23 protein-coding genes and 1 pseudogene are annotated in these 25,818 nt (G+C 69.4%); 13 read left to right on the forward strand and 11 right to left on the reverse strand.

Annotation, left to right across the window (positions count from 1 at the left end; translation table 11 throughout):
- Window positions 1-63: 63 nt before the first annotated feature.
- Window positions 64-999, reverse strand: a complete 936-nt coding sequence (locus ACU6WZ_RS17570; protein WP_447034096.1) for an RNA polymerase sigma factor SigF — start codon at window positions 997-999, stop codon at window positions 64-66.
- Window positions 1,000-1,250: 251 nt separating this feature from the next.
- Here ACU6WZ_RS17570 and ACU6WZ_RS17575 point away from each other — a divergent pair, with 251 nt between their 5' ends.
- The gene (locus ACU6WZ_RS17575) at window positions 1,251-1,619 is read left to right on the forward strand and encodes an STAS domain-containing protein (RefSeq protein ID WP_447034098.1); all 369 of its coding nucleotides are present in this window, start codon (window positions 1,251-1,253) and stop codon (window positions 1,617-1,619) included.
- A gap of 196 nt (window positions 1,620-1,815) precedes the next feature.
- Window positions 1,816-2,310 carry an ATP-binding protein gene (locus ACU6WZ_RS17580; RefSeq protein WP_447028994.1) on the forward strand — a complete coding sequence of 165 codons (495 nt, stop codon included), beginning with the start codon at window positions 1,816-1,818 and terminating at the stop codon, window positions 2,308-2,310.
- A gap of 226 nt (window positions 2,311-2,536) precedes the next feature.
- On the opposite strand, the gene ACU6WZ_RS29290 is transcribed toward ACU6WZ_RS17580, so the two are convergent.
- The gene (locus ACU6WZ_RS29290; protein ID WP_514132731.1) at window positions 2,537-3,097 is read right to left on the reverse strand and encodes an NsdA family TPR-like regulatory protein; all 561 of its coding nucleotides are present in this window, start codon (window positions 3,095-3,097) and stop codon (window positions 2,537-2,539) included.
- Between the two features lie 217 nt (window positions 3,098-3,314).
- Between ACU6WZ_RS29290 and ACU6WZ_RS17590 the strand changes: the two genes are divergently transcribed.
- The 3 genes and pseudogenes from ACU6WZ_RS17590 to ACU6WZ_RS17600 all read left to right on the forward strand — a co-directional run.
- A complete protein-coding gene (locus ACU6WZ_RS17590) occupies window positions 3,315-4,106 on the forward strand; it encodes a 2-keto-4-pentenoate hydratase (protein ID WP_447028996.1) in 792 nt (263 codons plus the stop codon).
- A 116-nt stretch (window positions 4,107-4,222) separates the two neighbouring features.
- Window positions 4,223-4,438 (forward strand): type II toxin-antitoxin system HicB family antitoxin, encoded by a 216-nt coding sequence (locus ACU6WZ_RS17595; protein ID WP_447028997.1) that lies wholly within the window; start codon window positions 4,223-4,225, stop codon window positions 4,436-4,438.
- 56 nt (window positions 4,439-4,494) lie between these two features.
- A pseudogene (locus tag ACU6WZ_RS17600) lies at window positions 4,495-4,746 on the forward strand (type II toxin-antitoxin system HicA family toxin); the annotation flags it as partial.
- Between the two features lie 9 nt (window positions 4,747-4,755).
- On the opposite strand, the gene ACU6WZ_RS17605 reads toward ACU6WZ_RS17600, so the two are convergent.
- A complete protein-coding gene (locus tag ACU6WZ_RS17605; RefSeq protein ID WP_447028998.1) occupies window positions 4,756-6,252 on the reverse strand; it encodes a peptide MFS transporter in 1,497 nt (498 codons plus the stop codon).
- A gap of 423 nt (window positions 6,253-6,675) precedes the next feature.
- On the opposite strand from ACU6WZ_RS17605, the gene ACU6WZ_RS17610 reads away from it, so the two are divergent.
- Window positions 6,676-7,353, forward strand: coding sequence for a response regulator transcription factor (locus tag ACU6WZ_RS17610; RefSeq protein WP_447028999.1), 678 nt, complete (start codon window positions 6,676-6,678; stop codon window positions 7,351-7,353).
- Between the two features lie 15 nt (window positions 7,354-7,368).
- Window positions 7,369-8,634 (forward strand): sensor histidine kinase, encoded by a 1,266-nt coding sequence (locus ACU6WZ_RS17615; RefSeq protein WP_447029000.1) that lies wholly within the window; start codon window positions 7,369-7,371, stop codon window positions 8,632-8,634.
- Here ACU6WZ_RS17615 and ACU6WZ_RS17620 read toward each other — a convergent pair.
- Entirely contained in the window at window positions 8,627-9,133 is a 507-nt protein-coding gene (locus ACU6WZ_RS17620) for a GtrA family protein (RefSeq protein ID WP_447029001.1), read from the reverse strand. The genes ACU6WZ_RS17615 and ACU6WZ_RS17620 overlap by 8 nt on opposite strands.
- Window positions 9,134-9,327: 194 nt before the next feature.
- On the opposite strand from ACU6WZ_RS17620, the gene ACU6WZ_RS17625 reads away from it, so the two are divergent.
- Genes ACU6WZ_RS17625 through ACU6WZ_RS17635 form a run of 3 tightly spaced genes read left to right on the forward strand, consistent with a single transcriptional unit; the run spans window position 9,328 to window position 12,175 of the window.
- Window positions 9,328-10,446, forward strand: a complete 1,119-nt coding sequence (locus tag ACU6WZ_RS17625; RefSeq protein ID WP_447034099.1) for a 5-(carboxyamino)imidazole ribonucleotide synthase — start codon at window positions 9,328-9,330, stop codon at window positions 10,444-10,446.
- Window positions 10,443-10,982, forward strand: coding sequence for a 5-(carboxyamino)imidazole ribonucleotide mutase (purE, locus tag ACU6WZ_RS17630; protein ID WP_447029002.1), 540 nt, complete (start codon window positions 10,443-10,445; stop codon window positions 10,980-10,982). Before ACU6WZ_RS17625 ends, purE begins: the two co-directional genes overlap by 4 nt.
- Window positions 10,979-12,175 (forward strand): dipeptidase, encoded by a 1,197-nt coding sequence (locus tag ACU6WZ_RS17635; RefSeq protein WP_447029003.1) that lies wholly within the window; start codon window positions 10,979-10,981, stop codon window positions 12,173-12,175. Before purE ends, ACU6WZ_RS17635 begins: the two co-directional genes overlap by 4 nt.
- A gap of 325 nt (window positions 12,176-12,500) precedes the next feature.
- Here ACU6WZ_RS17635 and ACU6WZ_RS17640 read toward each other — a convergent pair whose 3' ends face one another.
- Window positions 12,501-13,844, reverse strand: coding sequence for a UDP-glucose dehydrogenase family protein (locus ACU6WZ_RS17640; RefSeq protein ID WP_447029004.1), 1,344 nt, complete (start codon window positions 13,842-13,844; stop codon window positions 12,501-12,503).
- A gap of 202 nt (window positions 13,845-14,046) precedes the next feature.
- Between ACU6WZ_RS17640 and ACU6WZ_RS17645 the strand changes: the two genes are divergently transcribed.
- Window positions 14,047-15,219: an acyl-CoA dehydrogenase family protein gene (locus ACU6WZ_RS17645; protein ID WP_447029005.1), complete on the forward strand. Its 1,173-nt coding sequence runs from the start codon at window positions 14,047-14,049 to the stop codon at window positions 15,217-15,219.
- A gap of 65 nt (window positions 15,220-15,284) precedes the next feature.
- Here ACU6WZ_RS17645 and ACU6WZ_RS17650 read toward each other — a convergent pair whose 3' ends face one another.
- Both ACU6WZ_RS17650 and ACU6WZ_RS17655 read right to left on the reverse strand, forming a co-directional pair.
- On the reverse strand, window positions 15,285-15,869 hold the full coding sequence (locus ACU6WZ_RS17650) for a TerD family protein (protein WP_447029006.1): 585 nt from the start codon (window positions 15,867-15,869) through the stop codon (window positions 15,285-15,287).
- Window positions 15,870-15,980: 111 nt separating this feature from the next.
- The gene (locus ACU6WZ_RS17655) at window positions 15,981-17,270 is read right to left on the reverse strand and encodes an LCP family protein (RefSeq protein ID WP_447029007.1); all 1,290 of its coding nucleotides are present in this window, start codon (window positions 17,268-17,270) and stop codon (window positions 15,981-15,983) included.
- A 107-nt stretch (window positions 17,271-17,377) separates the two neighbouring features.
- Here ACU6WZ_RS17655 and ACU6WZ_RS17660 point away from each other — a divergent pair, with 107 nt between their 5' ends.
- Window positions 17,378-17,926 carry an acyl-CoA thioesterase gene (locus tag ACU6WZ_RS17660; protein ID WP_447029008.1) on the forward strand — a complete coding sequence of 183 codons (549 nt, stop codon included), beginning with the start codon at window positions 17,378-17,380 and terminating at the stop codon, window positions 17,924-17,926.
- A gap of 54 nt (window positions 17,927-17,980) precedes the next feature.
- Here ACU6WZ_RS17660 and ACU6WZ_RS17665 read toward each other — a convergent pair whose 3' ends face one another.
- Window positions 17,981-19,534 (reverse strand): LCP family protein, encoded by a 1,554-nt coding sequence (locus ACU6WZ_RS17665; protein WP_447034101.1) that lies wholly within the window; start codon window positions 19,532-19,534, stop codon window positions 17,981-17,983.
- 132 nt (window positions 19,535-19,666) lie between these two features.
- Here ACU6WZ_RS17665 and ACU6WZ_RS17670 point away from each other — a divergent pair, with 132 nt between their 5' ends.
- Window positions 19,667-20,683, forward strand: coding sequence for a glycosyltransferase family 2 protein (locus tag ACU6WZ_RS17670; protein ID WP_447029009.1), 1,017 nt, complete (start codon window positions 19,667-19,669; stop codon window positions 20,681-20,683).
- A gap of 51 nt (window positions 20,684-20,734) precedes the next feature.
- Here the strand turns inward: ACU6WZ_RS17670 and ACU6WZ_RS17675 are convergent, their stop codons facing one another.
- The 3 genes from ACU6WZ_RS17675 to ACU6WZ_RS17685 all read right to left on the reverse strand — a co-directional run bounded on the left by ACU6WZ_RS17675 (window position 20,735) and on the right by ACU6WZ_RS17685 (window position 25,789).
- A complete protein-coding gene (locus tag ACU6WZ_RS17675) occupies window positions 20,735-22,363 on the reverse strand; it encodes an LCP family protein (protein ID WP_447029010.1) in 1,629 nt (542 codons plus the stop codon).
- A 50-nt stretch (window positions 22,364-22,413) separates the two neighbouring features.
- Complete coding sequence (locus ACU6WZ_RS17680; protein ID WP_447029011.1) at window positions 22,414-24,219, reverse strand: LCP family protein; 1,806 nt, start codon at window positions 24,217-24,219, stop codon at window positions 22,414-22,416.
- A 217-nt stretch (window positions 24,220-24,436) separates the two neighbouring features.
- Window positions 24,437-25,789 carry an LCP family protein gene (locus ACU6WZ_RS17685; RefSeq protein ID WP_447029012.1) on the reverse strand — a complete coding sequence of 451 codons (1,353 nt, stop codon included), beginning with the start codon at window positions 25,787-25,789 and terminating at the stop codon, window positions 24,437-24,439.
- Between the last annotated feature and the right edge of the window lie 29 nt (window positions 25,790-25,818).

Below are 25,818 nucleotides of genomic sequence, written 5' to 3' on the forward strand. Positions count from 1 at the left end.
CCTGGGGCAGACCCTCGCTCGACCTTCACAGCACCTTCGCGGCGCCTTCGCAGCCTGGGTCTGCTATTCCTCCAGCGTCAGGCCCTTGCGCAGCTTGTTCAGCGTGCGCGAAAGCAGCCGCGACACGTGCATCTGCGAGATGCCGAGCTCTTCGCCGATCTCCGACTGCGTCATGTTGGCGACGAACCGCAGCGACAGGATCTGCCGGTCCCTGGAGGGGAGTTCGGCGATCAGCGGCTTCAGGGACTCGACGTACTCGATGCCTTCGAGCCCGTGGTCCTCGTAGCCGATCCGGTCGGTGAGCGAACCCTCGGAGTCGTCCTCCTCGGGCTGGGCGTCCAGCGAGCTCGCGGTGTACGCGTTGCTCGCGGCCATGCCCTCGACGACCTCTTCTTTGGTGAGGTCGAGGCGCTTGGCGAGCTCACTCACCGTGGGGGCGCGGTCGAGCTGCTGAGCGAGCTCGTCACCGGCCTTGGCAAGGTCGAGGCGCAGTTCCTGCAGGCGCCGCGGGACGCGGACCGACCACGACGTGTCGCGGAAGAAGCGCTTGACCTCGCCGACGATGGTCGGCATCGCGAAGGTCGGGAACTCGACGCCTCTGCTGAGCTCGAAGCGGTCGATGGCCTTGATCAGGCCGATCGTGCCGACCTGGATGATGTCCTCCATGGGTTCGCTGCGGGAGCGGAACCGGGAGGCGGCGAACTTGACCAGAGCCAGGTTCAGTTCGACGAGTGTGTTGCGTACGTACGCGTGCTCGTGCGTCCCCTCTTCGAGGGTTTCGAGGCGCCCGAAGAGCGTCTTGGACAGGGCCCTGGCATCCAGCGCCCCCACCTCGTCGTACGGCGGGATCTCCGGGAGCCCTTCGAGGCCCTCGGGTCCGGTCTCGATCTGCTCGGGCGGGGTTGTCGACGGCGCGGCCTGCTGCGCGGCCTGCTGCACGGTCTTCTGCGCGGCCTGCTGCGCGGTGCGCGTTCGCGGTTCGTCGAGCCGGGGTGACATGGTCTCCTCCATCGTTCTCGGCATATGGCTGCCGATGCCGATACCTCTGCGTGCGGTGTGCGGCGCCTCCAAAGCCGGTCGTGTTGGTTGTGCCCCCACTAGGCCTACCCGCTCCGGGCAGCGTGTTGCAAGTCCCGTATGTCCAATTCGTCTGCTATTGGGCGGGTCTTCGGCTACCGATCGGCGCACGGAAGGCGTAGTGTTCTGGCACGTCAAGGACAGTGACGACTGCGAAGAGAGACGAGACGGGCATGGAGCGCGGGACGGTTGGCAGCGCGAACCGGGGTCGACTCCGGGTGTCGGTTCGGACCGAGGGCCGGAGCGAGATTGTCACGCCGGCGGGTGAGCTCGATCACCACACCGCCGAGCTGCTGCGTGAGCCGCTGGAGAAGGCTCTCCAGGCGGGACGGGCGCGTCTGGTCGTGGACTGCTCGGAACTGGCCTTCTGCGACTCCACCGGGCTCAACGTGCTGCTCGGCGCGCGGCTGAAGGCCGAGGCCGCCGGTGGAGGCGTTCACCTGGCAGGAATGCAGCCCGTGGTGGCGAGAGTCTTCGAGATCACCGGAGCCGACGCCGTCTTCACCGTCCATGAGTCGCTCACAGCGGCCATGGAAGAGTGACGTACGCCCCCTCGGCGCCTCCTCTTGACCGGCTGCTGGTTGCCCGCGTCACACGTCCGTACCGAAAGGGTGGGTGTTCTCACCGTTCGGCCGGGCAGGAGAGCTCTGACCCTGTAGTCCCAGGGGGCCCGACCGCCCCCGTCGTCCTTGCAGTGACGAATTCGACGATTCGGCAAATCGGTGAGGTGAAGCGCTGATGAGCACCACCCGGCAGCCTCCGTCGGGCGACCTCGGCCCCGAGGCGGCGGGCCACGGCTCGGTCTCGGCCGGGTCCGCCCCCGGCCAGGGGCGCTCCTTGGCGCTGGGTAGTGCCAGCGGCATCGTGCCGCTGGCCCGCGACTTCACCCGCCAGGCGCTGTACGACTGGGGCTGGCTCCCCGCGTCGACCGCCGACCGCAGGGCAGCCGCCGAGGACGTACTCCTGGTCGTCTCCGAGCTGGTCACCAACGCCTGCCTGCACGCCGAAGGGCCGGAAGAGCTGCGCGTGACGTGCGACGGCAAGGTCCTGCGCCTCGAAGTCATCGACCGCGGCGCCGGCCAGCCGGCCCCCCGCACCCCGCACCGCGCCGGGCGCCCCGGCGGCCACGGCATGTTCATCGTCCAACGCCTCTGCCTCGACTGGGGAGTCGAACGCCGCGACGAGGGCAACCCCGGCAAAACGGTCTGGGCGGAGCTCGCAGCCCCCGCGTAACGCGCGGTGAGCCGTCACTCCCTGTGTGGGCGCTGGTGGCGGCCAGGCCGTCGGCGAACTCGCGGTGGGCCTTGGGAGGAGATCCAGGCAGTCTGCTTCAGGATCGCAACGGGCTCTACGATGAGCCGGTGACCGAGACGCTGCCCCCGTGGGTATTGACCTCTTCGACGTGCACCAGCTCCACCTGACGGAGGCTGAAGCGCCGCCGCTGTCACCCGAGGACGAATCAGCAAGAGACCGTGTGTGGGACAAGGCGGTCCAGGCCAACCCGACCCTCTTCGACGGGCCCGTGGTGGCGTGCGCGGGACTGGGGTGGACCGGCCCGCACACCCTGACCCTCTCCTGGGTGCGGGTGACCTACCGGCACTACGCCCTGCGCCGGGTTCCGAGCGCCACCGCCCTGCCGTCGTTGTTCGTAAACGTCGTCCAGCGCTCGGCGGCGGTCCAATTCGTACCTCCACATCGGCAGCAGCGCATCCAGCGGGTCGTCCCCGAGGGACAGCCCGATGGTGTCATTGTCCGCTTCTCCCGCGGTGGCGGGGAGGCCGAGATCGGCGGGGTTCAGGAGTCGGCCCAGGCGCCGGGACAGGGCGACGGCAAGGTAGCCGCCGGTGTCACCCCTGGGCGTCGCTCCGGCGATCCAGTGCTCAACAGCGCTCTTGTTGGTCTGCAAGGCGGCGCCGCATTCGGCGGCGACCGCCCGTACGGCTTTGGCTAAGGCTTCGTAGGTGAGGCCGGACTCGGCGACGAGGTCACGGAGTAGCTGGTTCGGCGTGCGCGTGGTCATGAGCACCTGCCCGTATATACGCGATATACCGCTTGGCCTGCCCGCCACCGTACCGCCGTAAGCGCGCCGCGGGTTGACTCTTCATCAGGCCAGGACGTCCTGGGCGCTCGGCAGAGCTGAGGCCCGGACCCGTGGTCTGCGGGCGGGCGCCCCGCTCCGGATCTACTCCTGCGCCCTTCTCCGATAAGCACACGGATGCCCCTTGGGAGGGATCTCCTTGGATGAGCGGCGAGTTCAGTGGATCAACGACGAGGCAACGGTCCTGCTGGCCGCAGAGCGCGACCGTGTTCCGGTGGCTTCACTGACCGGGCGCCGGCCCGGACTGGCCCTTGAGGACGCCTACCGGGTCCAGGCGGCGGCGGTTGCGCGGCGGATCGCAGGCGGGGCCCGCGTCATCGGCCACAAGGCGGGTGTGACTTCCAAGGCCATGCAGGAGCAGACGGGGGTCGACGAGCCGGATTCTGGTGTTCTCCTGGACAACATGATGCTGCCCAGCGGTAGCAGCCTGGTCCGGAGCGAACTCATGCAGCCGCGGGTGGAGGCGGAGATCGCCTTCCGGCTCGGAGGCGACCTGGCGGGCCCGGACGTTGACCTGGAAGCCGCCAGGAGCGCCGTGGCCGGAGTGTTCCTCGCCCTGGAAGTGATCGACACCCGGTTCACCGGCTGGCAGATCACCGTGGCGGACAGCATCGCGGACAACGCGTCCTGCGCACGGATCGTCGCCGGCCCCATGGTCCCGTTCGACCCGGACGTGGACCTGGCCGCTGAGGCGCTGGTGGTGAGCGTGGACGGCGCGGCCGTGGCTACGGGTGAAGGCCGGGCGGTGCTCGGAGACCCGTTCCGTGCGCTGGTCTGGCTCGCGCACCGGCTGGCTCACTTCGGTGCCGGCCTGGCGGCCGGGGACCTGGTCCTGGCCGGGGCGGTGCACGCCAGCCTCCCCCTGGAAGCGGCATCGACAGTGCGGGCTCACTCGCCGCATCTGCCCCCGGTGGAGCTCCGCGTCGCCTGACCCCGCGGCCGAGGGCGGCGGTATCGCACCGACAGGGCTGATGCCGCATCCTTCGTCGCAGCCGACCGGGACTCTCAGGATTCAGGTGTGATGGCCGAGCGTGCCAGGCTCGCTGTATGACCCAGCACGCTTTGCATCTCACGGGGGCGATCACGCACGAGGGTGAGTGGTACGTGGCCCGCTGTCTCCAGGTCGAGGTCACCAGCCAGGGCGAGACCATCGAGGAGGCTTTGGACAACTTGCGAGAAGCACTTGAGCTCTACTTCGAGGACGCAGCGGCCCCCGAGGTCACCAGCGTGATCACCGCACCCATCGAGGTACGGGTCGCATGAGCCCGGCTGTTCCCCACGGGCTGTCCGGCAGCGCGGTTTCCTAGGCTCTCGGACGGGCCGGGTTCGCTCACGTGACTACCCGTGGCAGCCATGCGAAGTACCGGCATTCAGACGGCCGCACCGCACTCGTCCCGCTCCACACATCCCTCGCGCCAGGAACTCTCCGCTCGATCCCGCGACAGGCTGACTGGTCCGTTGAGGAGCTTGAGCAGCTCCTCAAGTCGCCCGGTCGCCCGCCGATCGAGTCGAAAGCGGAAGGCCGGTCCCGGCACGCGAGAGCATGCCGGGACCGGCCTTCGGCTGTGTGACGTGTCAGGTCAGTTGACGCTGCCCATGAGCCCCTTGACCTTCTTGCGGTACATGAAGATCGCGACGCCCGCCAGGCAGGCGAGCGCGGCCTCGGCGGCGACGATGCCGCTCTTGTTGAGATCGAAGCCCGCGATGGACAGGAGGCTGGTGAAGCAGTCGCCGGCGGTGACGGCCAGGAACCAGACGCCCAGCATCTGGGAGGCGTACTTCTCCGGCGCCATCTTCGTGGTGACCGACAGCCCCACCGGGGACACGCACAGCTCACCAAGGGTCTGGAAGAAGTAGATCGCGACCATCCAGTACGCGGCGGCCTTGGCGCCGTCGCCCTGGCCGGCGATGCTGATCGGGATCAGGAAGACGAAGAACGAGACACCGATCAGGACCAGACCGGACGCGAACTTCACGGCCGTGCTCGGCTCCTTGCCGCGGCGGTTGAGCGCCAGCCACATCCAGGCGATGACCGGGGCCAGCGCCATGATCAGGATCGGGTTGACCGACTGGTACCAGGAGACCGGGAAGTCGAAGCCGAGGAACGTGGTGTCGGTCGAGGACTCGCCGAACAGCGCCATCGTGGACGCGCCCTGGTCGTAGATCATCCAGAAGATGGCGGCGGCCACGAAGAACCAGATGTACGCGCTCATCCTGGACTGCTCGACCTGGTCCAGGGACTTGTCGCGCTTGATGCGCAGCAGTACCCAGGTGGGGATGATCAGGCCGGCCAGGGTGATCGGGACCAGCGCCCAGTTCAGGGTGTAGACGCCGGTGGCGATCGTGACGCCGTAGAAGACGACGGCGACGATCAGCCAGATCATGGCCTTGCGGAGGAGCGGCGCGCGGTCGGCCTTGGGCAGCGGCTCCGGGACTACGTCGCTGTGCCGGCTCAGGTGGCGGCTGCCGAGCAGGAACTGGGCCAGACCCAGGGCCATGCCGAGCGCGGCCAGGGCGAAGCCCAGGTGCCAGTTGACGGTCTCGCCGACGGTGCCGATGGCCAGCGGCGCGGCGAAGGCGCCCAGGTTGATGCCGACGTAGAAGATGGTGAAGCCGCCGTCACGGCGCGGGTCGGCCGGGCCGTCGTAGAGGTGACCGACCATCGTGGAGATGTTGGCCTTCAGCAGACCGGAACCGATGGCCACCAGGGCCAGGCCGGCGAAGAAGACGCCCTCGCCGGGAATGGCGAGCGTGAGGTGGCCGGCCATGATCACCAGCGCGCCGATGGTGACCGTCTTGCGCGGGCCCCAGAAGCGGTCGGCGAACCAGCCGCCGGGCATGGCGAGCAGGTAGACCATCGCCATGTAGATCGAGAAGACCGCTGTGGCGGTGGCCACGTTCATGTGCAGCCCGTTGGGCGCGACCAGGTAGAGCGGGAGAAGCGCCTTCATGCCGTAGAAGCTGAAGCGCTCCCACATCTCGGTCATGAAGAGAGTGGCCAGTCCGCGGGGGTGGCCGAAGAAGGTCTTCTCTCCCGAGGGGGCCCCGGGGGTGTCCTTGGTCAGGCTGGACGCCATGTCGATCCTTGCTGGCTCGGGACGCGGCTCGCCTCGTGAGCGGGGTACGCGCCCGGTGGGGGGAGGTCGGCACCGGCACGGAGTGCTCCGCACCGGGATCCACGCCCTTCGCGCGGCATCGCGCGAGGGCCCGGCCCATAGGTCATCACCGGTCAGGCTGGCAGGACCAACCCGGCACAGAAAAGAGACCTTTGGCAGGTATGGGCGGCCAAAGGACCCGGAGTCATGCTTAAAGATGTCTCGCCACCATACGACACGACAGCGCCCTATATGGAAGGGCTTGAGAGATGGATCACAGGCCGGGATGGAACCAGCGAGCTGGTTCAAAGGTCAAGACCAGGATCGCATCCCACAGCCGCAGGCCGTGGCAACCACCGCGCGATCGACCCCCGGCCCCTACCCACTGCGGACTACCATCACCCCATGACCCGTGTACTGCTCGCCGAGGACGACGCATCCATCTCCGAGCCGCTGGCCCGCGCCCTGCGCAGGGAGGGTTACGAGGTCGAGGTGCGCGAGGACGGCCCGGCCGCGCTCGACGCCGGCCTCCAGGGCGGCATCGACCTCGTCGTGCTCGACCTCGGCCTGCCCGGCATGGACGGCCTGGAAGTCGCTCGCCGACTGCGCGGCGGGGGCCACGCCATTCCGATCCTGGTGCTGACCGCCCGCGCCGACGAGGTCGACACGGTCGTCGGCCTCGACGCCGGCGCCGACGACTACGTCACCAAGCCGTTCCGCCTCGCCGAACTCCTCGCCCGCGTACGCGCCCTCCTGCGCCGCGGCTCCAGTGAGTCCGTCCCCGCACCCGCCACCCACGGTGTACGGATCGACGTCGAATCGCACCGCGCCTGGATGGGCGAGGAGGAACTCCAGCTCACCGCCAAGGAGTTCGACCTGCTGCGGGTCCTCGTGCGGGACGCCGGCCGGGTCGTCACCCGCGACCAGCTGATGCGCGAGGTCTGGGACACCACCTGGTGGTCGTCGACCAAGACGCTCGACATGCACATCTCGTGGCTGCGCAAGAAGCTGGGCGACGACGCCGCCAATCCCCGCTACATCGCCACCGTGCGGGGCGTCGGCTTCCGCTTCGAGAAGAGCTGACGTACACACACAGCCATGCGCCGCCGCCTGATCAACTCCACCCTCGCCGTGGTGCTCGTCGTCATCGCCGTCTTCGGGGTCTCCCTCGTCCTCGTCGAGACCCGCACCATCAGCAACAGCGCCCAGGAAAGCGTCGACTCCGAAGCCGTCCGCCTCGTCAGCGCCGTGGAGAGCCGTCTCCTCGGTGACGAGCTGGTCAACCCCGATGTCCTGGCCGAACAGGTCGACGCCGACCGGTACGCCCGTATCGACATGCCAGGACGCGACTCCGTCGAGATCGGCGAGCGCCCCGAAGGCAGCGTCATCGAGGGCACCGCGACCGGGGAGTCAGGCGAGACCGTCCTCGTCCAGCAGTCCCGCTCCACCGTCACCGGCGAGGTCGGCCGCAGCCTGATGATCATCGGTGCGGTCGCGCTGCTCGCCGTCGTCGCCGCCGTACTGCTCGCCGTACGCCAGGCCAACCGGCTCGCCTCCCCCCTCACCGACCTCGCCGAAACCGCGGAACGCCTCGGCTCGGGCGACCCCCGCCCCCGCCACAAGCGGTATGGCGTGCCCGAGCTGGACCGCGTCGCGGACGTGCTCGACTCCAGCGCCGAGCGGATCGGCCGGATGCTCACCGCCGAGCGCAGGCTCGCAGCCGACGCCTCCCACCAGCTCCGTACGCCGCTGACTGCGCTGTCCATGCGGCTGGAGGAGATCACCCTCACCGACGACCTGGACACCGTCAAGGAAGAGGCATCCATCGCGCTGACGCAGGTCGAGCGGCTCACCGACGTGGTGCAGCGGCTGCTCACCAACGCCCGCGACCCGCGCACGGGCTCCGCCGTCACCTTCGACCTCGACGAGGTCGTCAAGCAGCAGATCGAGGAGTGGCGCCCCGCCTACCGCAGCGCCAGCCGGGCCATCGTGCAGTCCGGCAAGCACGGTATGCGCGCCGTCGGCACACCCGGCGCGGTCGCCCAGGTGCTCGCCGCACTGATCGAGAACTCCCTGATGCACGGCGGCGGTACGGTCGCCCTGCGCACCCGCGTCACCGGCAACCAGGCCGTCATCGAGGTGACCGACGAGGGCCCCGGCGTCCCCGCCGAGCTGGGCGCCCGGATCTTTGAGCGGTCCATCAGCGGACGCAACTCGACCGGAATCGGGCTGGCCGTCGCGCGCGACCTCGCCGAGGCGGACGGTGGGCGCCTCGAAATGCTCCAGCAGCAGCCGCCGGTGTTCGCGCTCTTCCTCAGCCGGGTGGCCCACCCCAAGAACGACCCCCGGCCGACGGTCAGGTGACCCGGTCGGGCAGCGGCTCCGCCGCCCGCACCGCACCCGGCGGCGCCGGCAGCTTCTGGAACACCCAGGTCCGGTACGACCAGAACCGGAAGACGGTCGCGATGCCGATGCCGATGAACTTGAAGATGTTGCTCTGCAGCGGACTGTCCCAGCCGAAGCCGTACGTCGCCGCGTACAGCACACCGCTCTGGATCACCAGGCCGATCACGCTGAACAGCAGGAACAGCGTGAGCTCCCGGGTCCTGCGCCGCTTGTCGCGCTCCCGGTAGGTGAAGTAGCGAAAGCCCAGGTAGTTGCAGCCGATCGCGACGACCGTGGCCACGATGCTCGCCCGGACCACCGGGATGTCCGTGAGGTGGCGCAGCAGATTGAAGACACCCAGGTCGACCAGGAGCCCCACCCCGCCGACCGCACCGAACTTCACGAACTCGCGCCCTATGTGCTGAAGACGCGTGCGCACACGACGCGTGTGCAGGGGACTGCTGCCTCGTCCACTCATGGTGATCGCTCAGCCCCGTTCCGTCCGATGTCGCCGACGACCGTCCCGGTCTCGACCCCGCCATGCTAACCAGTGCACGCCCCCGCCCGGACGCCCCCTCCCACCAGGGGTAGCGGGCCGGTGACGGTCCGCACGCGGACAGCCGCGCACCGCCCGGCGGATACCCTGGACGTGTGACGTTCCCCGTAGTCGGCATGGTCGGTGGCGGTCAGCTCGCCCGTATGACCCACGAGGCGGGCATCCCCCTCGGCATCAGATTCAAGCTCCTCAGTGACACCCCTCAGGACTCGGCGGCCCAGGTCGTCAGCGACGTCGTCATCGGCGACTACCGCGACCTGGACACGCTGCGCGCCTTCGCGCGCGGCTGCGACGTGATCACCTTCGATCACGAGCACGTCCCCACCGAGCACCTGCGGGCCCTGGAAGCGGACGGCATCCCCGTACGCCCGGGGCCCGACGCACTGGTGCACGCCCAGGACAAGGGCGTGATGCGAGCGAAGCTCATGGAGATCGGAGCGCCCTGCCCGCGCCACCGCATCGTGAGCGACCCGGCGGACGCGGCGGCGTTCGCAGCCGAGACCGGCGGCTTCCCGGTGATCCTCAAGACCGTGCGCGGCGGATACGACGGCAAGGGCGTCTGGTTCGTACGCGGCGAGAAGGACGCCGAGGAGCCCTTCCGGGCCGGCGTCCCGGTCCTCGCCGAGGAGAAGGTCGACTTCGTACGCGAACTGGCGGCGAACATCGTCCGCTCCCCGCACGGCCAGGCCGTCGCCTACCCCGTCGTCGAGTCGCAGCAGGTCGACGGCGTGTGCGACACCGTGATCGCGCCCGCCCCCGGCCTCACGGACGAGCTGGCCGGCCAGGCACAGGAGCTGGCGCTGCGCATCGCGAAGGAGCTCGGCGTCGTGGGCCACCTCGCCGTGGAGCTCTTCGAGACGACCGACGGCCGCATCCTGATCAACGAGCTCGCGATGCGCCCGCACAACTCCGGGCACTGGACGCAGGACGGCGCGATCACCTCGCAGTTCGCCAACCACGTCAGGGCGATCCTGGACCTGCCGCTCGGTGACCCCCGCCCGCGCGCGAAGTGGACGGTCATGGCGAACGTACTCGGCGGCGACTACCCCGACATGTACGCGGCGTACCTGCACTGCATGGCACGCGATCCGCAGCTGAAGATCCACATGTACGGAAAGGACGTGAAGCCCGGCCGCAAGGTCGGCCACGTCAACACCTACGGCGACGACCTCGACGACGCGCTGGAGCGCGCCCGTCACGCCGCCGGCTACCTGCGAGGAACGATCACCGAATGACGAACCCCCCTGTGGCCGCCCCTGTAGTGGGCATCGTGATGGGCTCCGACTCCGACTGGCCCGTTATGGAGGCCGCGGCCAAGGCCCTCGACGAGTTCGCGATCCCCTACGAGGTCGACGTCGTGTCGGCGCACCGGATGCCGCGCGAGATGATCGCGTACGGCGAGGAGGCGGACGGCCGCGGCCTCAAGGTGATCATCGCGGGCGCGGGCGGCGCGGCCCACCTGCCCGGCATGCTCGCCTCGGTGACGCCGCTGCCGGTCATCGGCGTACCGGTGCCGCTGAAGTACCTCGACGGCATGGACTCGCTCCTGTCCATCGTGCAGATGCCGGCCGGCGTGCCGGTCGCCACGGTGTCGGTGGCGGGCGCACGCAACGCGGGCTTGCTGGCGGCCCGTATCCTCGCCGCCCACGACAGCGAACTGCGCTCCCGCATCCGGGAGTTCCAGCAGGAGCTGAACGACCAGGCGACGGAGAAGGGCAAGCGGCTGCGCGCGAAGACGCAGGGCGCGGACGCGTTCGGTTTCGGCACATGACGCCCCCCGAGGCCCTCCTGGCCCAGGCACGCGACCTGCTGGCGGCCCACCCGGTCGTCGACGGCCACAACGACCTCCCGTGGGCGCTGCGCGAACAGGTCCGCTACGACATCGCGCGCCGCGACATCGCCACCGACCAGCAGGCGCACCTGCACACCGACATCCCGCGGCTGCGGGCGGGCGGCGTCGGCGCGCAGTTCTGGTCGGTGTACGTACGCTCCGACATGGCCGGCGAGGACGCGGTCAGCGCGACGCTGGAGCAGATCGACGTGGTCGGCCAGCTCATCGCCCGCTACCCGGACGACCTGGCTCGCGCGCTGACGGCGGATGACATGGAGGCGGCGCGGGCCGAGGGCCGTATCGCCTCCCTCATGGGCGCCGAGGGCGGCCACTCCATCAACAACTCCCTCGCCACCCTGCGCGCGCTGCACACGCTCGGCGTGCGCTACATGACCCTGACCCACAACGACAACATCGCGTGGGCGGATTCGGCGACGGACGAGCCGGGCGTCGGCGGCCTGTCGCCCTTCGGGCACGAGGTCGTACGGGAAATGAACCGCGTCGGCATGCTCGTGGACCTCTCCCATGTGGCGGCCACCACGATGCGGGCGGCACTCTCCACCACGGTGGCGCCGGTGATCTTCTCCCACTCCTCGGCCCGAGCCGTCTGCGACCACCCGCGCAACATCCCGGACGACGTACTGGCGCTGCTGCCCGGCAACGGGGGAGTGGCGATGGCGACGTTCGTGCCGAAGTTCGTGCTGCCCGAGGCGGTCGACTGGACGCGGCGCGCCGACGACAACATGCGCGCGCACGGCCTCCACCACCTGGAGACGACGCCCGAGGCGATGAAAATCCACCGCGCCTTCGAGGACGCGAACCCGCGCCCGGTCGCGACGGCGGCGACGGTCGCCGACCACCTCGACCACATGCGCGAGGTCGCGGGCATCGACCACATCGGCATCGGCGGCGACTACGACGGCACGGCGTTCACCCCGGCCGGCCTGGAGGACGTGGCCTGCTACCCGAACCTGATCGCGGAGCTGCTGCGGCGGTCGTGGTCCGCGGCGGACGTGGCGAAGCTGACGTGGCACAACGCGGTGCGGGCGCTGCGGGACGCGGAATCGGTTGCGGCGGACCTCACCCCCTGCAGGGTCCCGTCGAACGCGACCCTGGCGGAGCTGGACGCCTAGCGCACCGGGGCTCCGCCCCGGACCCCGGTCCTCAGTCGCCGGACGGGCTGGAATATCCAGCCCGTCCGGCGACTGAGGACACGCCCGGAGGGCGTCCGGGGTCTGGGGCTGGCCCCAGTTCGGGAAGGGGCGGGGCGGGGAAAGGCCCCGCAGGGCACGCCCCCGCCGGCAGCCGGGGCCACGCCCCACACCACGGCGGTGCCGGCCAGGGCCGTGAATCCGCCCGCACCCGCCCCTATGCCCGCACCCGCCCCTATGCCCGCGGCCGCCCCTATGCCCGCGGCCGCCCCTATGCCCGCACCCGCCCCTATGCCCGCACCCGCCCCTATGCCCGCGGCCGCCCCATCGCCCGGTACGTCCATCCCGCCCCGCGCCACACCTCCGCGTCCAGCGCGTTCCGCCCGTCCAGGATCAGCCGCTGCGCGGCGACCGCGCCCAGTTCCGCCGGGTCCAGCTCGCGGAACTCTCGCCACTCCGTCAGGTGCAGGACGACGTCCGCGCCCCGTACCGCCTCCAGCGCCGTGTCGGCGTATCCGAGCGTGGGGAAGATCTGGCGCGCGTTCTCGATGCCCTTGGGGTCGTAGACCGTGACCTGGCCGCCCTGCAGGTGGATCTGCCCGGCGACGTTGAGCGCCGGCGAGTCCCGTACGTCGTCCGAGTCCGGCTTGAACGTCGCACCCAGCACCGCGACCCGCTTCCCCAGAAAGCCCCCACCGCCCAGCGCCTCGCGCGTCAGCTCGACCATGTGGCCCCGGCGGCGCATGTTGATGGAGTCGACCTCGCGCAGGAACGTCAGCGCCTGGTCCGCGCCCAGTTCACCGGCGCGCGCCATGAACGCCCGGATGTCCTTCGGCAGGCACCCGCCGCCGAATCCGATCCCCGCCCGCAGGAACTTCTTCCCGATCCGCTCGTCGTAGCCGATCGCCTCGGCCAGCTTCACGACGTCACCGTCCGCCGCCTCGCACACCTCGGCCATGGCGTTGATGAAGGAGATCTTCGTGGCGAGGAAGGAGTTCGCGGCGGTCTTGACCAGCTCCGCCGTCGGGAAGTCCGTCACGACGAACGGCGACCCCTCCCCGACCGGCCCGGCGTACACCTCGCGCAGCAGCTTCTCCGCGCCGGCGCTCTCCACGCCCACCACGATCCGGTCGGGGTGCAGGGTGTCCTGGACGGCGTACCCCTCGCGCAGGAACTCCGGGTTCCACGCGAGCTCCACGTCCGTCCCCGCCGGCGCCAGCTCCGCGAGCAGCGCGGAGAGCCGGGCCGCGCTGCCGACCGGGACGGTCGACTTGCCGACGACGAGCGCGGGCCTGGTCAGCCGCGGTGCGAGCGAGGCGAAGGCGGAGTCGACGTAACTCATGTCGCACGCGTACTCGCCGTGCTTCTGCGGGGTGTTGACGCACACGAAGTGCACATCGCCGAACGCCCCGATCTCCTCCCACGACGTGGTGAAGCGCAGCCGCCCGGTCGACCCCTCGATCCCGGCGACGTGCCGCCGCAGCAGATCCTCCAGCCCCGGCTCGTACATCGGGACCTTGCCGGCCGACAGCATGTCGATCTTCTCGGGGACGACATCCAGGCCGAGGACTTCGAACCCCAGCTCAGCCATGGCCGCGGCGTGGGTGGCGCCGAGGTATCCGGTGCCGATCACTGTGATCTTGAGGGCCATGCGGAGCTCCAGGGACGTACGGACGGAAGGTACGGACAGAAGGTACGGGCAGACATTCGCCGACCGAGCATAGTCGCGCCCGTGAGCGGGGACCTTTCCCGCTGCACGCCCTTGTCGGCAAGCTCACGTATCCCTATGTGCGCCCGGCCCACTAAAATTGAGTTACTTAACGGTAGTTAGCATCTTTGGGGAGTGAGAGACCTTGGCAGGTTCGCCTGATTTCGACCTGTACCGCCTGTCCGAAGAGCACGACATGCTCCGGGACGCGGTGCGCTCGCTCGCCGAGGCGAAGATCGCGCCGCACGCCGCAGCGGTCGACGAGGAGGCGCGCTTCCCGCAGGAGGCGCTGGACGCCCTGGTCGGCGCCGACCTCGCGGCCATCCACGTCCCCGAGGCGTACGGCGGCGCGGGCGCCGACGCCCTGGCGACCGTCATCGTGATCGAAGAGGTCGCCCGCGTCTGCGCCTCCTCCTCGCTGATCCCCGCGGTCAACAAGCTCGGTTCGCTGCCGGTCATCCTGTCCGGCAGCGAAGAGCTGAAGAAGAAGTACATGACCCCGCTCGCCAAGGGCGAAGGCATGTTCTCGTACGCCCTCTCCGAGCCGGACGCCGGCTCGGACGCCGCCGGCATGAAGACCAAGGCCGTCCGCGACGGCGACTTCTGGGTCCTCAACGGTGTGAAGCGCTGGATCACCAACGCGGGCGTCAGCGAGTACTACACCGTCATGGCGGTCACCGACCCGACGAAGCGCTCCAAGGGGATCAGCGCCTTCGTCGTCGAGAAGTCCGACGAGGGCGTCTCATTCGGCGCGCCCGAGAAGAAGCTCGGCATCAAGGGCTCGCCGACCCGCGAGGTCTACCTCGACAACGTCCGCATCCCCGCCGACCGCATGATCGGCGAGGAGGGCACCGGCTTCGCCACCGCGATGAAGACCCTGGACCACACCCGCATCACGATCGCGGCCCAGGCGCTCGGCATCGCCCAGGGCGCGCTCGACTACGCCAAGGGGTACGTCCAGGAGCGCAAGCAGTTCGGCAAGGCGATCGCCGAGTTCCAGGGCGTCCAGTTCATGCTCGCCGACATGGCCATGAAGCTGGAGGCCGCTCGCCAGCTGACGTACGCGGCCGCCGCCAGGTCCGAGCGCGTCTCCGCCGGCGGTGCCCACGAGGACCTGACCTTCTTCGGCGCCGCGGCCAAGTGCTACGCCTCCGACGCCGCCATGGAGATCACCACGGACGCGGTCCAGCTCCTCGGCGGCTACGGCTACACGCGCGACTACCCGGTGGAGCGCATGATGCGCGACGCGAAGATCACACAAATCTATGAGGGAACGAACCAGGTCCAGCGGATCGTCATGGCCCGCAACCTGCCGTAACCGACCTGCGAGACGCCCATGCCGGGTACGGCCCTCGGGGCGTACCCGGCATGGTGCTGTCCGCGCTACTTGCTGACGGCGAAGCGCATCAGGTCGCGCTCGTCGCCCTGCTTGATCTTCCCGACCTCGTTGATCACCTGGAGCTTCCAGCCCGCGCCATCCCGGATCGCCTTGGCCACGGCGCAGCCGTTGTCGTCGGTGAGCAGGCTCGGCCAGATGTCGGCGACCTGCTGGGCGGTACCGCCCGTCGCGTCGTACACCTTGAAGCTGATGTTCCGGGCGTTCTGGAACGCGCTGCGCTTCTTGTACGCGGCGGCGACGAACACGATGGACGTGATGTTGGGCGGCACCCGGGAGAACTCCACGGTCACCGTCTCGTCGTCCCCGTCACCCTTCCCGGTCTGGTTGTCGCCGCTGTGCACCAGCGAGCCATTGCCCAGCGGGTCCAGGGAGTCGAGTCCGGCCAGCCGCACGGGGTCCGCGCCCTGCATGGCGACGGCGATCAGGTCGAGGTCCGTGCCGACCTTCTGGCGGAGCTTGCCCATCAGGCCGCCGCTGGCCCCGACCGTCGCGTCCCAGGACACCCCGATGGACAGATGGGTCACCCCACCCAGATCCGCCGGGCCGTCTTCCTTCTTGAGCGTGATCATGTGTGTCCTTCTGGTGGTGCGGCTGTGACCTCTGAAGTGTGGACGATTGGGCTGCGCCGTGTGTTCCCGTCGCCCCGCTCCAAGCCCCGCGATTCAGTGTCGCCGCACCCCCTAGTCACCCTTGACGGTGACCTTCTCGTCGTTCTTGAGCTGCTCGACCAGCTGGGCGACCTTCGCCTTGTCCCAGACCAGGTTGCCGCCGTTGCTGCCCGAGACCGGCATGTTCATCGAGGTGCCCTCGCCGCCTGTGACGCCCTTCATCGCGAGGAACATCCGGCCCAGCGACCACACGCTCATGTCCTTGTCGACGACGAGCGTGTCCAGGCCGGCGCCCATCGTCGGGTAGAGCTTGAACGGGTTCAGGACCGTGCCGGGGGTCGCCGTCTGGCTCGCCAGGGCCGCCAGGAACTTCTGCTGGTTCTTCGTACGGTCCAGGTCGCTGCCCGCGAAGGCGTAGCGGGTGCGGACGAAGGCCAGGGACTGCTCGCCGTTCAGGGTCTGCTTGCCGGCCTGGAAGTCGGCGCCGGACTTCTTGTCCTTGAACGCCTTCGGGATGTCCATCTCGACGCCGCCGATGGCGTCCACGATGTTGGCGAAGCCGGCGAAGCCGATCTCGACGTAGTGGTCGATGTGCAGCTTCGTGTTGTGCTCGACGGTACGGACCAGGAGCTCCGGGCCGTCCTCGGCGTAGGCCGCGTTCAGCTTCACGCGCCGGCCCTGGGCCGGGAACGTCTTGCCGGACTCGGAGCCGACGAACGACGGGATCTCCACTTCGGAGTCGCGGGGCAGCGAGATCAGCGTCGGGCCGTTCGAGCCGTCGTGCAGGATCATCATCGAGTCGGTGCGCTTGCCCCCGGCGGACCCGGTGCGCAGCCTCTTCTTGTCGTCGGAGGACATGCCGGCGCGGCTGTCGGAGCCCACGATCAGGTAGTTCGTGCCGTCACCCGCCTCCGGCCGGTCGATGACCTTCGCGAGGTCGACCTCGCGCTTGAGTTTGGAGTCCGCCCAGAAGTACGTGCCTATGGAGACGGCGAGCAGCACGAACACCAGGGTCAGCGATCCGACCTTGATACGGCGTCTCCAGTCCGGCGCCGCACCGCCGCGCGGTGTCCGGGGCGGCCGGCCGCCGCCGGGCGGGGCCGAGCCGCCGCCGTAGACCTGGCCCGTGTTGTAGCCGTCACCGCCGTGGCCGCCCTGGCCGTACCCGTCGTCGTACCCCGGCGACTGCGGCGGTACGGCCGGGCCGCGCGGCGGGGCGGGCGCGGGGACAGGGGCGGCGGGGGGCGGGACCTGGCCGCGCTGCACATGCCGCATGACGCGCGCGCCCTCGGGCTGCGCGCTGTCGCTGCCGCGCCCGTGCCGGTCGCGGTCGTTGGTCCACCCGTCGGGCCAGTCGTTCATGCGGACCAGTGTGCAGCCAACAGGTGCGCGGCTTACAGGGTGGGTGGGAAATCGGGGCAGGGCTGTTGCAGAGCTGATGCAAAGTGCCCCCGCATAAGGTGGACGGTATGACAGTTCAGGCCCAGAGCTCGGAAGAAGACATTCCGGGCAAGCCCACCGCCGCATCCCGCACCACGCTCAGCCACATCATGACCGGCAGCGACACCAATCTCCTCGGCACGGTGCACGGCGGCGTGATCATGAAACTGGTGGACGACGCGGCGGGCGCCGTCGCGGGCCGGCACTCGGGCGGGCCCGCGGTCACGGCCTCCATGGACGAGATGGTCTTCCTGGAGCCGGTCAGGGTGGGCGATCTCGTCCATGTGAAGGCCCAGGTCAACTGGACGGGCCGGTCCTCCATGGAGGTCGGCGTACGGGTGCTCGCCGAGCGGTGGAACGAGTCGACCCCGGCCACCCAGGTCGGCAGCGCGTACCTCGTCTTCGCCGCCGTCGACGCCGACGGCAAGCCGCGCCGCGTGCCGCCGGTGGTTCCGGAGACGGAGCGCGACCGGCGCCGCTACCAGGAGGCCCAGATCCGGCGCACGCACCGGCTGGCGAGGCGCCGCGCGATCAAGGAGCTGCGGGACAAGCGCGCAGCCGAGGGCCTGGACGACTGACGCTCTGGAAGGGCATTCAGGGGCAGGGCAGGAGCAGAAGCAGGGGCGGGAGCCCTACGGGCAGACCACCTGGTCGCCGGTGACCGCCCCGGACTCGCCCTGGTACGGATCGTCCGCCCGCACCGCCCGCACCGCCCGCACCTTCTCGAAGTCCGCCCCCGCTGTCACCTTCAGTACCGCTCCCTGCCCCTTCGCCGCCCGCAGCTCGGACCCCGGCAGCGCTGCCCGCAGCGACTTCGCCGAGCGGTCCCAGCGCGGGTCGAACGTCACCAGCGTGTGCCGCACGTCGAGTTTCGGGCCGTTGAGCGGGGAGCGGGTGGTGCTGAAGCCGGTGGCGCGCAGGCCGGCGTCGAGGCGCTTGCCGAGGCCGGGCGTGCGCGTCCCGTTGTAGACCTGCACGCGGATCTGCTGCGGCGCCACGTCCACCGGCACCGCCTTCGGCTTCTTCGGGCTGTGCGGGGCGAGCGGCCGGTCCTGGCGCAGCGAGTCGAAGAGCTGCTTGGACTTCGTCTCGTGCCACTTCACGGTCGAGCCGACGCCCTTGACGGCGCGGAACCCTCCGAGCGGTACGGACGTGAACTCCGACGACGCCGGTGTGAAACCGCGCATCGCCTGGCCCAGGTCGAGCATCTCCTGCGTACCGAAACCGTCGTCCGCGCGGACCGAACCGAGCAGCGTGGACGACACGTCCCGCAGCCTCACCGGGTTCAGCAGCACGCCGCTCGCGGTCGCCTTGTCGATGAAGGCGGCGAGGAAGCGCTGCTGGCGCTGCATGCGGCCGAAGTCCGCGGCCCCGTCGATGTGCCGGGAGCGGACGTACTGGAGGGCCTGGCCGCCGCTCAGATGGTGGGTGCCGACGGGCAGGTCGAGGCCGGTGTAGCTGTCCTTGAGCGGGCGTACGGTGCAGATGTCGACACCGCCGACCACGTCCACGGTCTTCATGAAGCTGGTGAAGTCGACCTCCAGATAGTGGTCGATCTTCACCCCGGTCATGTGCTCGACGGTACGGACGGTGAGCTGGGGTCCGCCCTCGGTGTACGCCGCGTTGATCTTCGCCGGGTGCGCGTTGTGGTGGTCGCCCGTGGACTGGTCGGTGTGCTCGGGCACCTCGGCGTAGCTGTCGCGCGGCAGGCTCACGATGCTCGCGCGCTCCTTGTCCCCGGAGATGTGCACGACCATGATCGTGTCGGTGCAGTTGCAGGGCGCGCCACCCAGTCGGTACTTCGCCTTCTCGACCTCGGTGATCTTGCTGCGGCGGTCGGTGCCGACGAGCAGGATGTTCGTCCCGCGGCCGCCCTCGGGCCGGTTCTTCATGTCCCGGAACGCGTCGACCCGCTCGATCCCCGTCTCCATGCCGGTCACCACGGCGTGCCCGATCCCCCCGGCGCACAGCACCAGCACCGAGAGCGTGGTCGCCAAGCGCATCGCCCATCCCCGCGCGGGCGTCTCCCGCGTCCGTGTCCGTCGGTGCCGGGCCTGCTTCCTCCCGTTCCTCCCGCTGCGGCCCGGCTGCGGTCTGGACGCGTGGGGCGGGTGGGACGGCTGGGACGGGTGGGACGGCTGGGACGGCTGGGACGGCTGGGACGAGCGAGGCTGGCGGGGCGACATATGCACGTGGGACACCTCCGCGGGGGCAAGTGGGGGGACCGTGAGCAACGTAATCCCATACGATCTTCAGCCCCGGTCAGCGACCCGGCCGCCGCGCCAGCGTGTCCCCCATTCGCGGTAACGTGACCCCCGATGAACGCCACACCCGCAGTCTCCGTGATCATGCCGGTCCTCAACGAGGAGCGGCATCTGCGCAACTCGGTTCGCCACATCCTGGAGCAGGAGTACGACGGCGAGATGGAGGTGGTGATCGCCATCGGCCCGTCCTCGGACCGGACCGAGGAGATCGCCGCCGAGCTGGTACGTGAGGACCCTCGTATCCGCACCGTCCCCAACCCCACCGGGCGTACTCCCGCGGCACTCAACGCCGCGATCAAGGCCTCCCGGCACCCCGTCGTGGTGCGCGTCGACGGTCACGGGATGCTGTCGCCGAACTACATCGCGACCGCCGTACGCCTCCTGGAGGAGACCGGCGCGCAGAACGTCGGCGGCATCATGCACGCCGAGGGCGAGAACGCCTGGGAGGACGCGGTCGCGGCCGCGATGACCTCGAAGATCGGCGTCGGTAACGCGGCGTTCCACACGGGTGGCGAGGCCGCCGCCGCGGAGACCGTCTACCTGGGTGTCTTCCGCCGCGAGGCCCTTCAAGCGCAGGGCGGCTACAACGAGGAGTTCATCCGCGCCCAGGACTGGGAGCTGAACTTCCGCATCCGAGAGGCGGGCGGCCTGATCTGGTTCTCGCCCGAGCTGCGCGTCCAGTACCGGCCGCGTCCGTCGGTGAAGGCGCTCGCCAAGCAGTACAAGGACTACGGCCGCTGGCGGCACGTCGTCGCCCGTTACCACTCCGGCTCGATCAACCTGCGCTACCTCGCGCCGCCGGTCGCCGTCTGCGCGATGGCCGCCGGGATCGTGGTGGGTGCGGCCCTCACGCCGTGGGGTTTCGTCGTCCCCGGCGGCTATCTGGCCGCGATAGTGGCGGGCTCGATACCGGCCGGCAAGGGCCTGTCCCTGAAGGCACGGGCGCAGATCCCGCTGGCGCTGGCGACCATGCACATGTCCTGGGGCTTCGGCTTCCTGACCAGCCCCCGTGCGCTGGCGAAGAAGGTCATCGCGAGCCGCCGCCCGGCCGTGCGGCCGACCACCGTCTGACCCGCCGGGGCGCCCCACGGGCGCCCCGGCGCACGTCAGTCGGACCACACGTCAGTCGGACCAGGTGAAGCCCGGCTGCACCTTCATGCACGCCGAGCTGTCCGCGCCGTTCAAGGGTTTCGCCGACTTGGGCGCCTTGTTGTCGGCGGCCTTCTTCGGGTACGTCGCGCCCTTGCGCCAGTCCGCGCCCACGACCACCTCGACGCCCGTGGCCCCGGCCGACTGCCTCACCGAGGAGAACGCGATGCCCAGGGACTTGGCGACGGCCTGCGCGTCGCCCTCCAGCTCTGCGCTCGGGTAGTTCACGACCGTCCGCCGCTGCGGGTCGGTCCGCGCGCCCGCCGTGGCCCGGTTGAAGCCCGCCTCGGACAACACACCGCTGATCTCGGTGGCCCGCCCGGGGGCAGTTCCCGACTCTGGTGTGTAGGTGGCGTTGCTGACGGTCACCGCGATCTCGGTGTCCGGCGCCGCAGGATCGGTGGATTCCCCGGACTGTGCGGGAGCCTTCCGGCTGGACGCCTTCCCGTCGAGCGGTATGTCCTCGCGCACCATCCGGAACAGCTGCTCCGCGTCCTCGGGCTCCGGCTCCACGCGGCCCGAGAAGCGCGTGGAGTAGAAGTTGGGCATCGTGGTCATCGTGATGCGCTCGGTCGGGACCTGCTTCAGCACCTCGGCCAAATCGTAGAGCTTCATCACCGTGTTCAGGCCGTCGTCGACGACGAGGGCGCCCGTCGCGGCCGCCGCGAGCGCCAGCAGTTTGTTCGGGTCGGTGAGCTTGGTGCTCTTGCGCAGCTCACGGACCATCGAGTTCATGTACATGTGCTGGGCGCGCGTACGGCCGAGGTCCGAGCCGTCCATGAAGCCGTAGCGGGTGCGCAGCCATTGCAGGGCCTGCTCACCCTTGATCGAGTGGGTGCCCTTCCTGAGCTTCAGCCCGGAGCCCTCGCCCTGGTCGTTGCGGGAGTGGACGCTGTCGGTGACGCACACCGGCACACCGCCTATGGCATCGGCCATGTCCACGACCCCGCCGAAGTCGACCATCATGAAGTGGTCGATGGTGATGCCGGTCAGCGCGTACCAGGTCGCCACCGTGCAGCCGGGGCCGCCACGGCTCAACGACTGGTTGGTCTGCCCGAGTTCCTTGGCCTTGTACATTTCCCCGGTCTCGGGGTCTGTGCAGTCCGGGAGCTTCAGCATGGTGTCGCGCGGCATGCTGATCACCGACATGTTGCTGCGGTCCGCCGAAACGTGCAGCAGCATCTGCACATCGGCCAGCGGAGGCCCGTCGAAGGTTTCCTTGGCGCCGCCGAGCGCCTTGTTCTCGTCGGTGTTACGGGCGTCGGAGCCGATCAGCAGGATATTGAGCGGGGTCTGGCCGGCGGCGTTCGCCTTGTGGTCGAGCATCTGCCGTCTGCCGAGGTTCAGCGGATCACTGGTGATGTTGTCGTTCAGGTGCTGGTAGTAGAGGTATCCGGCGCCGGCCGTGCCAAGTATGAGCAGCGACAGTACGGCGGCGCCCCAGCGCAGTATTCGCCGCTTCCCGCGTCTGCCCGCAGGGGTGTCGCCGGGGGGCGCATCCGGGCCCGGCCCGTCGGCGCCACCGCTGTCCTGCCCGCTCCGATCGCAGGTCTCCTGGACGCCCTGCCGCGTCCCCTCCTCGCGCACGCCGCTCTGCCCCACCCCTGGCCCCCCTGTTGTTCAGGTGTGCTGCACGAGCCGGGTACCCGGCCTCATTTGGCGCACACCTGTTTGTCCGCTTCAACCTTCTTGACGTCCTCGGGCGGCTTCACCGGACCGGCGATGGGCACCCCCGCGCCCTTGAAGTCCGCGCCCAGAGTCAGGGCCATCGGCTCCAGCCCATCGGCGTCCTCGCCGCCCGGCTTGAGCGCCGCAGCGGGCAGACCCATGAGATCCGCAAGCTTGCGGGCCTGATCGGCCTGGTTCGGAGCGTACTTCAACGTCGTCCTGGCGAGTTTCTCAGGTGCGTTGCTCTTGTTCGAGGACTTGAGCACGCCCTGCTGATTCTGCAGCCAGCTGAGCGTCATCTGGGCGGCGCCGACGGTGTCGCTTCCGTTGTAGACGTCCACCCGCACCTCGGAGGCTTCGGCCCGCTCTCCCTTGAGGAGGGCGGCCTGCTTCTTCTTGGCGGCCGATTCCTTCTGCTTCACGTCGGTGAAGGAGACGTCGTTCTGTAGCGCGCTGAAGACCTTCGGTGCCTTGACGGGATCGAGGACGACCGTGGCCTTGACCGTCTCATTGGGGTTGTCGATCACCGGCACCGTCAGGAAGCTGATGTTCTTGATGTTGATCTGGCCGAGTTCCTTGGCGAGGCCGGTCAGTTCGGGGATGCCGCCTATTTCGCTGTCCACCGTGAGCGCGTTCGTCATCGCCTCCGCGAGGGAGAACATCTTCTTCGGGTTGCCCAGGGTGTCTTCCTTGATCTTGCGGATCATCGACGCCACGAACTGCTGCTGCTGGCCGATCCGGTCCAGGTCGCTCTCGTTGCCGAGGCCGTGCCGGTTGCGTACGAAGGCGAGCGCCTCCTCGCCCTGGACGTTGTTGTCACCGGCCGGCAGGTCGAGTTTGGAGTATTTCTCGTCCTTGATGGGCTCCGTCAGGCAGACGTCCACCCCGCCGATCGCCGTGGTCAGCGTCTTGATGGCGTTGAAGTCGGCCATCATGAAGTGGTGGATCGATTCGCCGGTGATCGCCTTGACCGTGCGCATGGTGCAGCCCGGGTCGCGGCCCGCCACGCCGAAGCTCTCGTTGAACTTCTTGCCGGGAGTCCCTGGGATGATCTTCATCGAACCGTCGGGCTGCTTGGTGGGGCAATCCGGGATGTCGGTGACCAGGTCGCGGGGGATGCTCACCGCGGTGGCGTTGGTGCGGTCCTTGGAAACGTGGAAGAGGAAGGTCGTGTCGGCATGCCCGGTGAGGTTGGTCTTGTCTCCGTAGGACTCGTTGCCCTCGCCGGAACGCTTGTCGGTGCCGATGATCAGGATGTTGAGCGGCCCGTCCTTCCCGCCGCCCTTGCCACCCGCGTCCCCCACGTCGATCTGGTCGATGTTGCCGTTGAGGCGCTGGTAGAGGTAGTACGCGCCGACCGAACCGCTGACGAGGGCGAAGGCCATGACGCCGCCTGTCCAGATCAGCGCCTTCTTCTTGCCGGACTTCTGCGGCTTGCGCTTGCGGCGGCCGGCCTGCGTGGCGCTCCCGCCGCCGCGTGCTCCGCCCGATCCGCCGGCGCGGCCTGATCCACCGGCACGGCCCGATCCGCCCGACCGGCCCGACCCGCCGGACGCGTTCGTGGAGCGTCGGCTGCGCTGGCCGGGAACATCGCGGCGGGGGGCGGCTGTTGTGCCCTGGCGGGTGGCGCCGCGGGTGCTTGTTCTCGGTGTGGCGGCAGGGGGCTCGGCCACGGGTGATTGCACGGAGGAATGGTCCAGTCGCAATTCGTAATGGCCAGTGTCCGGGTTGAGTACCCACTGGTCCGCGGGGTCGATTTCGTCCGCCCGCCTACGGCTTTGCGCATCCACGGTTGCGTGAGTCCTCCGTCGGTGCCACACAAGGCGCTCTCCCCTCAGGCGCCCTGTCCTTCTTCCCAGCAGTGCGACCTCGAGGCCGGAAGCACCGGATCGCGTCACACTATCCGCCCAGTTCAGCGCGGTCGACATCCGTGACAAATTCCACCCCCCATACAACTGGGCAATACGCCCCAATCCTTCTCGCCGGAACGCCCCCTTGGCCGGGGCTTTACTCGCACCTGTCCGGAGCGGCGTTGCTGCCGGTGAAAGTCGGTGCCGGAGTCGGACTCGACGGGCCGGTGTCGTCCGGCTTCCCGTCGGCCTTCCCGTCGGTCTTCCCATCGGGTTTCTGCTTGTCGGCGGAATCCGCGGGAACGACCGAGACGGGCGCGTCCTCCCGCAGCTGCTTGAACAGCTTGCCCGCCGCCGGCTCGACGAGCTCGTCGCGATTCGGGTCGTCGCTGTACGGCTGACGGGGCACGGTCAGAAACTGCACCTGATCGGTGGGTACGTTGCGCATCCCGCGTACCAGGTTGTAGAGGTCCTTGAGCGAGTCGAGGCCGGGGTCGGTGGTCAGCGACTTCGTCGCCGCGTCCAGCACGGGGTAGAGGCGGGTGGGGTTGAGCAGCACGCCGTTGCTCTGCACCTTGTTGACCAGCGCGCCGAGGAACTGCTGCTGGCGCTCCATGCGTTCGGTGTCACTGCCGTCGCCGATGGACTTGCGGGCCCGTACGTACCCCAGTGCCTGCTCGCCGTTGAGCTTCTGCAGGCCCGCGTCCAGTTTGAGCTTTGCCTGCTTGTCGTCGACCGGCTCCTCCAGGCAGATCTCGACGCCGTTCACCGCGTCGACCATTCCCTTGAAGCCCGCGAAGTCGACGACCATGTGGTGGTTTAGGCGGATGCCGGTGAGCCCCTCGACGGTGCGGATCGTGCACGCCGTACCGCCCAGCTCGTACGCCGAGTTGAACTGCGTGAACTGCTTCCGCGTGCGCTTGCCGTCGCGTCCCAGACAGCTCGGGATGTCCACCATCAGGTCGCGGGGGAGGGAGACGGCCGTCGCGCTCTTCCGGTCCGCGGCCAGGTGCAGCAGGATCGTCGTGTCGGAGCGCTGAGTGCCCTTGTCCCGACCGTACTTGGCGTTGCCCTTGCCGGAGCGGGTGTCCGACCCGATGAGCAGGATGTTCTGGGCGTCGACCGCGATGGGGGTGGGGCGTTCCTTCTCGTACGCCTCCAGCTCGGCGGCGGCGGTGGTGTCCGTGGTGATGTTGCCGTCGAGCCGCTTGTACAGCCACCAGCCGACGCCGGCCGCGACGAGGAGGACGAAGGAAGCGCCGAGAGCGGTCCAGCGGAGCCAGCGCCGCCGACGGTCGGCTGCGGCCACCTCGTCTGTGGCGTCGGTGGCGCCCTTGCCGTCGGTGGCGGCGGTGCTGCCGGTGCTGTCGGTGTCGCTGTTGCCGCCGGTGTCGGCGGTGTCGGCGGCCGGGGTTTCCTCGCCTGCGGCCTTGGCGTTCTTGGCGTCCTCGCCGCCCGGTGTGTCCGGTCCGGAGGGCGTGCCAGCGCTGTCGGTCACGTCTGCGTCCATCCTTCGCGGAGTCGGCGGCGCACGGGGCC

Source organism: Streptomyces hypolithicus (assembly GCF_052934925.1).

Coding starts and splice junctions, on each gene's coding strand:
- purE (WP_447029002.1), top strand. CDS start 10,443: ATGACGAACCCCCCTGTGGCCGCCCCTGTAGTGGGCATCGTGATGGGC.
- ACU6WZ_RS17650 (WP_447029006.1), bottom strand. CDS start 15,869: ATGATCACGCTCAAGAAGGAAGACGGCCCGGCGGATCTGGGTGGGGTG.
- ACU6WZ_RS17605 (WP_447028998.1), bottom strand. CDS start 6,252: ATGGCGTCCAGCCTGACCAAGGACACCCCCGGGGCCCCCTCGGGAGAG.
- ACU6WZ_RS17620 (WP_447029001.1), bottom strand. CDS start 9,133: ATGAGTGGACGAGGCAGCAGTCCCCTGCACACGCGTCGTGTGCGCACG.
- ACU6WZ_RS17665 (WP_447034101.1), bottom strand. CDS start 19,534: ATGTCGCCCCGCCAGCCTCGCTCGTCCCAGCCGTCCCAGCCGTCCCAG.
- ACU6WZ_RS17685 (WP_447029012.1), bottom strand. CDS start 25,789: ATGGACGCAGACGTGACCGACAGCGCTGGCACGCCCTCCGGACCGGAC.
- ACU6WZ_RS17670 (WP_447029009.1), top strand. CDS start 19,667: ATGAACGCCACACCCGCAGTCTCCGTGATCATGCCGGTCCTCAACGAG.
- ACU6WZ_RS17570 (WP_447034096.1), bottom strand. CDS start 999: ATGTCACCCCGGCTCGACGAACCGCGAACGCGCACCGCGCAGCAGGCC.
- ACU6WZ_RS29290 (WP_514132731.1), bottom strand. CDS start 3,097: ATGACCACGCGCACGCCGAACCAGCTACTCCGTGACCTCGTCGCCGAG.
- ACU6WZ_RS17655 (WP_447029007.1), bottom strand. CDS start 17,270: ATGAACGACTGGCCCGACGGGTGGACCAACGACCGCGACCGGCACGGG.
- ACU6WZ_RS17635 (WP_447029003.1), top strand. CDS start 10,979: ATGACGCCCCCCGAGGCCCTCCTGGCCCAGGCACGCGACCTGCTGGCG.
- ACU6WZ_RS17580 (WP_447028994.1), top strand. CDS start 1,816: ATGAGCACCACCCGGCAGCCTCCGTCGGGCGACCTCGGCCCCGAGGCG.
- ACU6WZ_RS17610 (WP_447028999.1), top strand. CDS start 6,676: ATGACCCGTGTACTGCTCGCCGAGGACGACGCATCCATCTCCGAGCCG.
- ACU6WZ_RS17660 (WP_447029008.1), top strand. CDS start 17,378: ATGACAGTTCAGGCCCAGAGCTCGGAAGAAGACATTCCGGGCAAGCCC.
- ACU6WZ_RS17640 (WP_447029004.1), bottom strand. CDS start 13,844: ATGGCCCTCAAGATCACAGTGATCGGCACCGGATACCTCGGCGCCACC.
- ACU6WZ_RS17595 (WP_447028997.1), top strand. CDS start 4,223: ATGACCCAGCACGCTTTGCATCTCACGGGGGCGATCACGCACGAGGGT.
- ACU6WZ_RS17615 (WP_447029000.1), top strand. CDS start 7,369: ATGCGCCGCCGCCTGATCAACTCCACCCTCGCCGTGGTGCTCGTCGTC.
- ACU6WZ_RS17575 (WP_447034098.1), top strand. CDS start 1,251: ATGGAGCGCGGGACGGTTGGCAGCGCGAACCGGGGTCGACTCCGGGTG.
- ACU6WZ_RS17625 (WP_447034099.1), top strand. CDS start 9,328: ATGGTCGGTGGCGGTCAGCTCGCCCGTATGACCCACGAGGCGGGCATC.